Below are 12,316 nucleotides of genomic sequence, written 5' to 3' on the forward strand. Positions count from 1 at the left end.
AAATACTTTTTCTTATAGAGTTACAATTTTGATCAATTGTAACTCTTTTTAATTGAAGCTTGTTAAATTCAAATAGTTATTTAGCTTTTAGGCAGTTTAGCGTACAGCCTAAAAAAGTATACATTTCTATAATTACATTGTTATTAATACACTATTATAGTATTTTGATCTGAACCCTAAAATTAGGACAAATTAATTTCAGGGTTCAGATCATTTTTTATTGGGGTAGTGCATTTTATTTTATGTGTGTTGGGTTTGTGTATTAAAAAAAGAATTTTGGAATTTATTTATCAGAATTATAATTTCTTCATCTGTCTCTTTAATTGAGGAATTTAAGAGTGTTTTTCCTACAATGATATGTGCAGATGTGATTGAAGTAATTGGTGGAATAGCGTAGCCAGAATTGTTTATTATTTCCATATTTTCAACCCCAATTTTAGCTATTTTACTTATTAAGGATTTAATTAGTCCGATAACAGAATTAATGATTGCTTTAGTTTCTTTTCTAGGCATCGTGTTTAACTGATTTATTTCTTTACTTAAACTTTTGTATAAGTTCTTGTATCTTAAGAATTTAAAGTTTTTGTCCAGTGAATTGGATTGGTTTTCGTCAAAGATATTTCTTAATAGAAGAGATTCAATTTTTTTGATTGCTAATATTAAGAAATTATATATTGACTCATTGTCTATGTAACTTTTGTTTAGTAACTCTATTGGTACTTTTGTGTTAAAAGCATAGAATTTTGGAAAAATTGCTTCCCCACTATTGATTGTGTTAAATAATTCAGGTGTTAGTAATCCAGCTCTACCTATAGAAGTGTCATAATTGATTTTTAGCCACGTCACAACTGAAGTTAATTGAATGTTACTTAATATCCTGTCTGTTTCAAACATTATAAAATTTCTTGCTATTTCATAAGTACATATTGGATCAATTAGCGTAGCTATCTGTTCATAACCGCGTCTAATTAAATCTTCTTTTAAAGTCTCTTGGTTAAGAGATTTAAACTCTGGAAATTTACGTTTTTTTGGTGTATCGCGAATTTTTGTCAAAACATCGCAGATATATGAAAAGACTTTATCCATAAATGGAATAATTTCTGCTCCATTAGCGAAAATTGTTTCAATATAATCTTTGTTTAATAAATTTGCGATAGCTTGTCGCTGAACACCATTTATAGGACGTTTAGGATTTTTGGAGGTTAAATTAGTCCAATCTGAAAAAGTTGAAGGAATCAATATCTTTGCTTTTCCCAATTTTTGAAATCTATCTACTTTGTATTGAATCTTATCATTTTCGTTTTCAATTAGACTGTTGATTTTTTTAATAACTTGAATATCACTAATATGTTTTTCTTTTTTATAACTATTGATTAATTCGGCTAATGTACTTGGAATTCTTGGTAGTTTAGGCATTTTTTACTCCGTTTTTTTCTGAATTTTTTCGGGAACCTTTTTCTTGATTAAAAGGCATATACTCAATTGTGAAGATTAAATCTGATTGCAATCAAAGACATCTTCAGTATTTGATATGGGTGTAAATAAAATTTTACACCTAATTATGTAAGCGCATGTAAAAAAGCGATTAGATTGGAGATAAGTATGACAATCAAAATAAATTTAACAGCAAAACAAGTATTAACTGGTATCACCGCAATTATTACAGGTATAAGCGAACGTAAAGCCAGTGAAAAGTATGATAATGCCAAAGATGTTGCTGAATATCCTTATCTAGTAAGAATGGCAATCACGGTTGATAAAAATAATGTTAATAATGGCCAAATGCTAAACTTTAAGCTTAAAAAAGTTGGTGATTTGAAAGCTGGTAAAATGATCGATTTTGATAAGAGTTCTATTAAGAATGATCAAGTCAATCTGTGGGCTAATCAACGGGGCTATGTTCAGGTTTCCATTAAAGGAGATGAGATCATTGCAGGGTAAGCATACAACTATCTGTAATTACATTGAAAATGTGCTTGATAGTGTCTTATCTGATGAAGCAAGTACAATTAAGCAATCTTATCTGGTCTTAGAAGTAATTAAGGAGCCGTATGGTTTCTTGTTTATTCCGCGCTACCCAACAAATTTGGTATTAAATACTGATACTTATTATCGTATTTACGATATTATTTCGGCAGCTGTTTTCCCTGAATATACCTGTGTTAGACCTACTTCCATGCAATTAGTAGAAGTGGACGGTGAACAATTAGCAACAGCTAGGGGTTTTTATTTTCCAGGTTACAAGGGTAAGAAACAACGTTTCGTCGGCACAATTACTAAAATTGTGGCTGACTATGATTTAAATAAGGAAATACCGTTGATGCGGGGATTAACTGTTGGCAGGAATGCCACCACTTGGATTATTAGCGGTAATACAGGTAGCGGTAAAAGCTATGCCTTACGTTATTTAGAAGAAATAATTAGTCGTTTAACTAATCAAAATGGTGATGAACCAGCACAAGTTATTATGATTGATCCCAAAAAGTCTGATGGTGCGAGATATGCTAAAAAACACTCTGAAATTAAATTATTAATTCCAGAAGATAGCGATCGACCAGAAGATTTTCTAACTAGGGTGAATGCGGAATTGGCTGCTGTGGTTAATGAAATGCAGTTAAGGCAAAGTAAGCTTTATGAAGTTTCAAATAAGATTAGCACTGACGCTAACGAAATCAATGTGCCACCAATTTTTGTTGTTTTGGAAGAAATGGCCAGCTTAACTTTGGGTTTAGCGTCAACTTCAAGACAAGTTAAAGATTTATACCGCGAATTAGAATTAATTGCCTTACTTGGCAGAGAAAGCTTAATTAATTTAATTATTACTAGTCAAATTGCTAGAAATGATATTGTGCCTATTCCAATTCGCTCACAGATGAACGTTAGAATTTTGCTAGGACGAATAGATAAGGCAACCGTTCAGTATTTGTTCCCGTCAATGATTGATGGCTTGTCTATCCCTATTGGCGGCTTAGGAACGGGAATAATTGAGATTAATGATGGTAAACATTACGGGATTGAACCACTTGCCATGCCGACAATAACCAAAGGAGAAGAATCATGAAGGGAATAGACTTAATTAATAAGTTATTTGATAAATTAATTGCTTTGCTTGGCAAGATCAGCGTAATTTTGCTGATTATTCTAGTAATTCTGTTAATCGTACATTATTTTCTGAAATTTTATGGTAAATCAATTTCTAAAACCATTGCTTTAGAACAAACATTGAAGCTCATGGAACCAGAAAAACCAGATAAAATAATTTCTGCTGTTAACAAAGTGGTTTGTTGGGCTAGTGTTAAATACCTTGATAATAAGGGGCGTGTGCAGATAATAGTTCCAACTAAACGCTGGTTTCAATTATCATCACAATTAGAAGTTAAAAAGCGAATTAGGGAAATGCTTAGTTCAGAAGATTTTAGATTATTTTTAATGGATAATTTAGACAATTATCGTTTTGTAAGTAGACCAGACTATTATCATGATCAGTTTGTTTTAACCGGTACAAGAATTTAATAGAAGCAAGGTGCCAGCTTTGTCCTCAAGACAAAAAGAATGGCACCTTGCATAATTTATAAATATTCTACTGTGTAAGTGTGCTAAGCACTGATGTGACAACATTTGCTGGGCTTGTTATGGCAAATGTTAAAAGTGTGCAAACTGTGCAGAAGGGAATTATATGGCAGAGATTAGAGCTAGACAGTTTATGTATATGCAAGATTTTGCCCATTTAAAGATAGATTTTACTGAACTAACCAATATTTTAACTAAGGCTAATATTCAAGAGTGGGCTTATATCATTCATGACCAAGATTTGGATCAAGGTAATAGGCTAATTAGGAAACATCTACATGTGGTCTTAAAATATGCTAATCCGCAAATACTTTCTCATGTTGTAAGGCTTTTTAATGATAAACCGCAATATTTAGAAGTTTGGCAAGGAAGAATCAGTAATGCTTATAGCTATCTAATTCATGCAACATTGGAAGCTAAAGATAAGTATCAATACGATCCTAATAGTGTGGTGGCTTCATTTGATTTTCCCGCAAGGATTACTGAAATACAAAGCAGTGTTAACCAAAGCAGGTTAAATTCTAAAGTAGTGGCTAATTTCTTAACGCAATATGCTAATGAAGAAATTGATTATCAAGAATTAGCGGATATTATTGGTTTAGCTGAAGTTGCTAAAAGAAAAAGCGTGATTGACAATATTACTAAATTAATTGCGGATAAAAAGCATGAGGAATGGTTACATGAATATCATGATCGCAAAGCAGAAACAATTTGGTTATGGGGCGAAGCTGGAGTTGGTAAAACACGTTATGCAAATAAGCTAGTTCGTGGTGAAAAAGTTGCTATCTTAGGCAGCAGTCGGGATTACTTTCAAGATTATCATGGTGAACATTATGTAATTCTGAATGATTTGCGTCCCAATGATTTTAGATATGCCGACTTATTAAGGCTACTAGATCCTTATGAGCATGATAAAGTAGCACCAAGACGCTACCATGATGTGAAATTAAATGTTGAAATGTTGATTATTACTACTCCTTATAGTCCGTTTGAATTTTATCAACATGTGAAAATTGCTGATGAAAAAACAGATACCTTTGAACAGCTTAAAAGGCGGGTTCATGCAATTCATATTACACCAAAATTTATTGCGGAAGTTTTTCAAGATAATGAATCTGAATTTGAAGAGTTATTTGGTGGTAGATAAAACAATGAAAGAAGATGTAAAAATGTTTGGCAATGAGTTATTAAATGCCCGACAAATAGCAAAAAAGTTAGAAATTTCTAATACTTATTTTTTCAAATTAACTAAATTAGGTATGCCGTTTCACCGCATAACGCCAGGGGGTAGGAAATTTTATAACTATGATGAAGTAGTAAATTGGATCAGAAAGCGGTGATTATTGTGGTAAAATTTAAAGTAATCAAGGGTATGTTCTTCCTAAAAGTAAAAGGAGAATAAACATGCCAATTAGTAAAATTAATAAAGGAAAGAAAGCTGGTAAGTATCGAGTAAGAATACAACCAAGAGATGAGCATACTGGGAAAGTTATTCCTGTTCCTAGTCAAGTTGCCGACAATTATCGGGCAGCTAAGGCTTTATATGAAAAAATGTGGGTAGATTTCCGTTCTAATCCGCACGGCAATTACCAAGAACTGAGTCAACCGCTAGTGCAATCATATAAAAGTTTTATCGAAAGCGAGCATAAGTTAGGTAGATGGCAATCGGCAACTACTTATAAAGCATGGACTTATACAATTAGGCTATTAAAAGACTATTTTGGTGATAAAAAAGTAAAAGATATTACTGAAACTGATATTCGACAGTTTGCCCGTAATTATGTGCAAAAACATCATGCCAGTGTAGCACCACATACAACAATTGACCGCCAATTACAAAATATTAGATGTTACTTTAGTTCACTGGACAAGATAGTAAAAAATCCTGTTCCTATAAAAGCCTTGTATAAATTCTTTCGTAATGATGAAATGACTGTACCAGATGAAAAATATGTTTTTTCTGATAAAGAAATTATTGCCATTATCACTGATATTAAGGAGCGGTTGAAGTCAATAAAACCTAATTATTGGTGTAGTCGCTTGGCAATCTGGATTGCTTTAGAGACAGGAATGCGACCGCAAGAAATTCAAGCTTTGAAATGGGCTAATTTGACTAAAGATCATGGTAAAGTAGTGTTTGAAATTAACGATTCTTGGAATAGCAAGGCAAAGAAGCTAAATGGTCATTTGAAAACTAGACCTAAAGGGGCTAAAAGATTAACTTTGCCAATATCTGAAAACTTATATCAAATATTAATGATTTTTAAAGAAAAGCAAACAGATGTATTGCAAGAATATGGTTTAGATAATGAACAGGATTATATTTTATTAGCATTAACTACTTATAATTTATGTTCGTTAGGGATGCCAATAGATCAACGTGGCTTAAATGACATGATGCGTAAAATCTGTAAAAAGATAGGCGTTAATAATCGTGGCTTGCGTGTTAGTATGTATACTTGTCGTCATACTATAGCAACTAAATTAGCTAATATTCCAAGTATGAGTTACCCTTGGGCAGCTTATCGGTTAGGACATTCACTAAAAACGTTTATGAAAGTTTATGTTCATGTTGACCAAGATAAGAACGAAGATATGTTAAATGTCGTTAGCTCACAGTTAGTCACACAAAATTAGATACAATAGTTGTAAATGCTAGATTAGCAAGGCTTAAAAGGTTAATGCTACACTGGCAATCAGCATTCAGAAGAATAAAATTGGTAAAACAACCTTGATATATCAGCGTTTTCTGTTGGTAAATTAAGGTTATTTTTTGTTTATTAAAGATAATTATGCACACGATACGGAACACGTTTTGAAGTGAAATTGCAAAGTATTTCCGTGTTATGCCAAAAGAATGTTTAGAGATCACTTACTTTAAAAAATTAATTGAGTAAAAAAGGAAGTCGTAGTTATTAGCTTTGACTTTTTTGATTTTTATGAGAATTATTTCTGGAATTGTCTCAACTGCTGCTAATATAGCAACTTTAGTATCTTACCAAACTTTGTTAATAGCGAATGTAACCAATAGAGCTGCATTAATTTTCACTGACTCTAACATACTTTTAACTTTTGATAAAAAACAAAAACCGTTGGCAAGAGTTCATTACATCCCAATGTTGGTTACAGGTTTAGAACTTAGTCCAAAAGCGTAGGACTAATCCTTTATTTTAATTCAAAATCTTAAAAAAAATTAGCATTGCTACTAACGTATGTACTATAATTTGCTTATAGGTTTTTGTAACTTGATAGGTAGCTGGCATTTATGAAGCAAAAACAAACTTTTTCAGATAAAGTTTTTCAATTTGATCAGGAATTAGGTAATGTAAAAATTGATTTACCGGCTCCTTATAAATTAATTAATCCTTATAGTGGCAGAAATAAAAAACAAATTTTACAAATGATCCAAATTTTCTATCACAAATATTTCAATGACACTAACAGGCGACGCTTAATATTGGGCAGTTGTCCAGCGAGAAAAAGATCGGCAATAACTGGAATTCCCTTTGAAGATGCTTTAAATCTCCAAAAAGAAACAGGAATTTCAATAGCAAATTTTCATGTTAATAATGCAGCTTCTAATTTTTTAAATGAAGTCATAGATAAATACGGTGGAAGGCTCAAGTTTTATCATGATTTTTATCTCAATTTTGTTTGTCCCTTGGGTATTTGCAAGACCAATTCCAAAGGTAACCAGATAAATTGCAATTATTATGAAAACAAGCGAGTTGAAGGAATACTAACTTCTTTTATAATTTCTGCGCTTAAAGCGCAAATTAACTTTGGAATTGATACTTCTATTTGTTACTGCATAGGCAGTAGTCAAAATTATCAAGAACTGAGCAAAATTAATAAAAAGTGGCGCTTTTTTCAAAAAATAGTTCCACTTGAGCATCCGCGTTTTATTACACAATATCATCCTGAAGAAAAAGAGAAATATTTGCATAAATACTTGGATGCTTTGATGTATAAATAATAAGCGTTAGTTTGAAAAATAAGTGAGGTCAGCAATTTATGTCTGATGTAATTCTTAAAAAAGCAAGAAAAATTTATCAAATGTACCAAAATGGCGATTTAGGTGATACTGCTTTACCTGAAGATAGCAACCCCAACTTAGATCCAAGTTCCAATGAAAATGCGCTTTATTTCACGCTGCCAATGGCCTTAAACTATCAGAGAAATTCCTATACTTTGTGGGAAAGTGCCTTGAAGACATATGAAGATCCAGAAACTAATTTTGTTTTTATACCGGCAAAAGTGATTAATGCTGAGTATGAAGCAGTGCAAAAAGGTTTGACTAAGTATCGGCTTGCTTTGCAAAAGAACAAGCAGACAGACATTTGGCTTAAATTATGTCAGACATTTACAGAGCTTTCTGATGGTAGTGTTATTAAATTCGCTAACAGCTTGGATAATGATGTTAATAAAATAAGGCATTTTATGCAAAAAGATGCCAAGAAAAAATTTCCGTATTTGTCTGGTAATAAGCTTTGTAACTATTGGCTCTATGTTCTCAGTAAATACACTGCAATTCCCTTAAAAAACTCTAATAATATTTATATTGCTGCAGACAGGCATGTAATCAGAGCAAGTTACAAATTAGGCTTAATTACTAAAGAACAAATGGAAAGTTCTAAAGTGCAGACCTTTGTGATTAGTGCTTGGGCAAAAGAACTGCAGGGAACAGAATTTGTGCCAACCGACTTGCAAAATCCATTGTGGTTATGGAGCCGGAATGATTTTAAAGATTTGGATTCTTGCAGTTGAGAGTAAAACTAGGTACGAAATAATTGTCTTTATGTCTTTTCTTATTGAAAATAAATGTATAAAAGATCTAAAATTAGTTATGGTTAAAGAAATAGTTTTTTTATGAAGGAAAGAAAAAATGAAAGTTAATCATAATATCAAAAAATTCACCAGTAAGTTGCTAGTTAGTTCTGCAATTGCAGGCATTTTGGGCGGAGTTGCTATTAATGTGATTCCTGAGAAAGCAGATCTTGTTCAAAATGTTCAAGCCAAAAAGAAAAAACACGCAAAAGCAAAGAAAAAGGTCAAGAAGGCGGTAACTAGCCATAAAACTGCCAATGTTAATAAAAAGGTTGATATTAGTAATTATTCATATGGTAATGATTGTATTTTGAAGTTCGATCCTAGTACTAAAACCTTGCATATTAAAGAAGGTGTAAATAGTAATAAATTAGGTAGCACTCCGATTTATGATGCCGTTTATAATGCTAAGAAACATGTTTCTAAGAAAAATATGTTTAAGCCTTCTGATATTGAACATATAAGTATTGATAGCAATATTGCTTTATCAAGCAATTCCGAATATTTATTTGCCAGATTATATAAGTTACAGGACATTGCTGGTCTTGATAAGGTAGATACTGGTAAAGCTGAAGATGTTAGCTATATGTTTTTTAACGACAGAAAACTGACTCGGCTTGACCTAAGTAGTTGGGATGAAAGTTCTTTTGATTATTATGCTGACAGGTTAGGTATGTTTTCAGGTGATACATCTTTAATTGAAATCAATCTGACTGGCTGGGGAGTAAAGCTGACAGATCATACATTTGATGGCCTTGATACTACCAAAGTCAAAATTATTGGTTTTGATGAAGATGATGAAGATGACGACTAGGCCTCAGATAAAGTTGATATAATAATATAAAATCACTTTAAACAAAAAACCTTTCAAAACAATTCTTAATGAATTTGTATTTGAAAGGTTTTATTTTGCAACTAACTTTATATAGATTAAAGAGTCTTACGCATAGTAGTCAATGATTGCTTTCAATATTTTCGCAGCGTCAGGGTTGCCCGTGGCTTCTTCATAATATTTGCTAAAACGTCCGTCACAGACATACATTTGGGCGAGATTCTTGTGCGCCTCTGCCGAATATTGGCTTTTAGGCCAAATTATCAGTAAATATTCTTTATGTAATTCGAAAATGTGCTTGGCAGCAGCTTGTTTGACACCAGCAGTATTATCAAAGTCTTTTAATTCAGTTAAAATTTCAGCGGACAATTTTTTGAAATGTGCTAATCCATTTTCAGATAAAGAGCTAAATTTTTGATTGCTAAGATCTATTTGAGGATCACCATATTTCTCCCTGATTTCAGCGCCATATTGTCTTTCGTTTTTGTTAATTATTTCTTTTTTTAATGTGGCAAATTTTTCCGTGTCAGTCATTTGTGTTTCTCCCTTCATTGTTGCAAGTGTCTTGTCTAAATTCCTAATCAAATCATCTAGATATTGCTCTTGCGCAACTACTTTGCTCCGCTGACTTCGTAAAACTTGATATTGAGTTTCCGTTGAAGTCTGCATTACCTGTTTTATTTGTTCCAGTGGCAAGTCAAATAGCTTTAAAAATAGAATTTTCTGCAATTGATCAACTTCGCTTTCCTCATAATAGCGATAATTATTTTCGGGATTCCTGCGCGCTTTTAAAAGTCCCTGTTTATCGTAATAGCGTAAAGTTCGTGTTGAAATGCCAGCTAGTTTTGCTAGTTCATTGATAGAATACGACATGTTTAAAATCTCCTCACTTGCAAAATTTAGTATATTGGTTGACGCAGCGTCAAGGTCAAGCACGGAAAATGATTTTTGATTATGATGTTTAATTTACGACGTTTAATTTTTCACCTTTTAGAAATGCCTGCAGATTTTCAACGACAATACCCAGCAAACGATTGCGAGTTTCGCGCGGTGCCCAAGCAATATGAGGGGTAATGTAACAGTTCTTAGCAGAAAGAAGTGGACTGTCAGCAGGAATAGGCTCTTTTTGGGCAACGTCAATCCCCGCTGCAGCAATCTTACCTTCATTTAAAGCATCGGCGACGTCTTCTTCATTAATTAAACCGCCGCGAGCAGTATTAATTAAAATGACGCCGTCCTTCATTTGACTAATTGCTTCTTGGTTTATCATTTCAGTAGTTGCCGGTGTTTGCGGCACGTGTAAACTGATGATATCTGCTTTTTGATAAAGTTGATCAAGTTCAACCTGCTTAACGTAATCAGGTAAATCTGATTTAGGACGATGGTTCCAAAAAATTATATTCATAAAAAAAGCATGACCGATTTCTGCCACTTTTTTAGCTATATGACCGAAGCCAATAAGTCCTAATGTTTTACCCTTCAATTCCATTAACGGTTTTGCCCAAAAAGTAAAATCAGGATTGCTGCTCCAGCGACCTTCATGGACTAACTGATTATGTAGGCCAACTTGACTGGTAATTTCAAGTAGCAATGCAAAAGTAAATTGCGCAACGGCATCAGTACCATAAGTAGGGATGTTAGTAACAGGGATGCCAGCTTCGCGAGCTGCAGTCGTGTCAACAATGTTATAACCAGTAGCAGTCACGCCAATATATTTAATGTTGGGAGCGGCCTCAAGCACATGTTTGTCAAGTGGCGTTTTGTTAGTTAAAACAATTTCAGCATCCCCAATCCGCTTTAAAATTTCCTCATCGTCGTCCACTGGGGTACGATCATAAAATTTGCATTCACCTAGTTTTTTAAGAGGTGACCAATCTAGGTCTCCTGGATTTAGGGCATAACTATCCAAATTAACGATTTTCATAATTCAACCTCACATATAATATATCTATATCTTATAGTTTACTACATATTGCCGGCGTAACTATATATTATAAGATTGTAGTAAGATGGTGATTAAAAGAGCATTTGACAGTGTTCATAAATAATTTTAAAATTACCCTGTATTATGCATTTTAGTAATATCTTACAATTACTAGCAATGAGCAAATTAAATAGTGGTAGTATGTTATTTCTTCATAGATTTTATGCTATGCAATAATCCATAAATAGTGGTATAAAATTAAAGTAGTAAATAAATATCTAAAATAGTGGAATTAAGAAGGAGTTATCAATGAAAAAATGTCCACAATGTGGCGCCATAATGGGAAAAGACGTCAATTTTTGTACGTCTTGCGGTTATGATTTGCGTAATGTTAGTATACAAAAAGTAGAAGAGGCGCCTACTAATCCAGTTGAAAATACTGCCCAAGTAGAGCCAAAACAGACCGAACCTCAGCCTCCAGCTGCCAGTGAGCCAGTTAATTACGGAGATCAATTTCAAAATTACTTGCAATGGTGTGTTGATTCCTGGCGCAATCCAGGTACTAGTAGTCCTAATGTGGCAAGTTGGTACGGTTGGTTGACCATTTTGATTGAAGATGCCTTTGTGGTGTTGGGTCTATATTATTGTGCCAATACTATTGTTAGTACTTTGATTAACTGGGCTAACCGCATGGGAGCCAACATTAATGGCTGGGAAAATTTTCATGTTCCCTTTAACATTATGCTGGAAATATTTGTGGTGCTGGTGATATTTGAAGCAATAGTCATTGGCGGCTTTTATGCTGGTTATCGGTATGTCTATGACAGACAGCTGGGCTTTTTTGAGTTTATTAATCGTGGTGCCCATGCGTTCAACTTCAATCTGCTTATTTCTGCCGCATTCTTTTTACTAATGCTTTTAGGACTAAATAGTATTAAATTCGTAATTGCCGTATTTATCATAATGCTAGCTTTATTCTTTGCCAGCCAGCATATTATATTATTTGGCGATCAGGGAGCAGTGCATGATAAAATTTTTGGCTTCTTAATTGCTTTTGCCATTATCTTTGTGTGTCTGATGATTTTAGATTCAATTATTTATAGTTCCATGGTCCATTCAATCATCAATCAAATTATGTCAATGCAAAATGGTTCAATGTAGAT

The 12,316-nt window shown here is 33.2% G+C and carries 13 protein-coding genes; 10 read left to right on the plus strand and 3 right to left on the minus strand.

Features of this window, described 5'->3' with window-relative positions:
- Positions 1–240: 240 nt before the first annotated feature.
- Positions 241–1,416: a hypothetical protein gene (locus JF75_RS01970; RefSeq protein ID WP_046324372.1), complete on the minus strand. Its 1,176-nt coding sequence runs from the start codon at positions 1,414–1,416 to the stop codon at positions 241–243.
- 186 nt (positions 1,417–1,602) lie between these two features.
- Here JF75_RS01970 and JF75_RS01975 point away from each other — a divergent pair, with 186 nt between their 5' ends.
- The 9 genes from JF75_RS01975 (at position 1,603) to JF75_RS02020 (ending at position 9,211) form a co-directional block, all read left to right on the plus strand.
- On the plus strand, positions 1,603–1,941 hold the full coding sequence (locus JF75_RS01975; RefSeq protein WP_046324373.1) for a hypothetical protein: 339 nt from the start codon (positions 1,603–1,605) through the stop codon (positions 1,939–1,941).
- On the plus strand, positions 1,922–3,061 hold the full coding sequence (locus JF75_RS01980; protein WP_052724623.1) for a P-loop NTPase family protein: 1,140 nt from the start codon (positions 1,922–1,924) through the stop codon (positions 3,059–3,061). The genes JF75_RS01975 and JF75_RS01980 overlap by 20 nt, the downstream gene beginning before the upstream one ends.
- Positions 3,058–3,513, plus strand: coding sequence for a hypothetical protein (locus JF75_RS01985; RefSeq protein ID WP_046324375.1), 456 nt, complete (start codon positions 3,058–3,060; stop codon positions 3,511–3,513). Before JF75_RS01980 ends, JF75_RS01985 begins: the two co-directional genes overlap by 4 nt.
- Positions 3,514–3,676: 163 nt before the next feature.
- The gene (locus tag JF75_RS01990; protein ID WP_046324376.1) at positions 3,677–4,717 is read left to right on the plus strand and encodes a Rep family protein; all 1,041 of its coding nucleotides are present in this window, start codon (positions 3,677–3,679) and stop codon (positions 4,715–4,717) included.
- Positions 4,707–4,910 carry a hypothetical protein gene (locus JF75_RS01995; RefSeq protein ID WP_046324377.1) on the plus strand — a complete coding sequence of 68 codons (204 nt, stop codon included), beginning with the start codon at positions 4,707–4,709 and terminating at the stop codon, positions 4,908–4,910. Before JF75_RS01990 ends, JF75_RS01995 begins: the two co-directional genes overlap by 11 nt.
- Before the next feature lie 64 nt (positions 4,911–4,974).
- Entirely contained in the window at positions 4,975–6,207 is a 1,233-nt protein-coding gene (locus tag JF75_RS02000; protein ID WP_046324378.1) for a tyrosine-type recombinase/integrase, read from the plus strand.
- Positions 6,208–6,835: 628 nt separating this feature from the next.
- Entirely contained in the window at positions 6,836–7,546 is a 711-nt protein-coding gene (locus JF75_RS02010) for a uracil-DNA glycosylase family protein (protein WP_046331640.1), read from the plus strand.
- Positions 7,547–7,584: 38 nt separating this feature from the next.
- Entirely contained in the window at positions 7,585–8,337 is a 753-nt protein-coding gene (locus JF75_RS02015; protein ID WP_046331641.1) for a hypothetical protein, read from the plus strand.
- Positions 8,338–8,455: 118 nt separating this feature from the next.
- Complete coding sequence (locus tag JF75_RS02020) at positions 8,456–9,211, plus strand: BspA family leucine-rich repeat surface protein (RefSeq protein WP_046331642.1); 756 nt, start codon at positions 8,456–8,458, stop codon at positions 9,209–9,211.
- 126 nt (positions 9,212–9,337) lie between these two features.
- On the opposite strand, the gene JF75_RS02025 is transcribed toward JF75_RS02020, so the two are convergent.
- A complete protein-coding gene (locus tag JF75_RS02025) occupies positions 9,338–10,102 on the minus strand; it encodes a MerR family transcriptional regulator (RefSeq protein ID WP_046331643.1) in 765 nt (254 codons plus the stop codon).
- An 88-nt stretch (positions 10,103–10,190) separates the two neighbouring features.
- The gene (locus JF75_RS02030) at positions 10,191–11,153 is read right to left on the minus strand and encodes a D-2-hydroxyacid dehydrogenase (protein ID WP_046331644.1); all 963 of its coding nucleotides are present in this window, start codon (positions 11,151–11,153) and stop codon (positions 10,191–10,193) included.
- 309 nt (positions 11,154–11,462) lie between these two features.
- Here JF75_RS02030 and JF75_RS02035 point away from each other — a divergent pair, with 309 nt between their 5' ends.
- Positions 11,463–12,314 carry a zinc ribbon domain-containing protein gene (locus tag JF75_RS02035; protein ID WP_046331645.1) on the plus strand — a complete coding sequence of 284 codons (852 nt, stop codon included), beginning with the start codon at positions 11,463–11,465 and terminating at the stop codon, positions 12,312–12,314.
- Positions 12,315–12,316 lie beyond the last annotated feature (2 nt).

It is taken from the genome of Lactobacillus kimbladii (genome assembly GCF_000970755.1).
Classification (GTDB): domain Bacteria; phylum Bacillota; class Bacilli; order Lactobacillales; family Lactobacillaceae; genus Lactobacillus; species Lactobacillus kimbladii.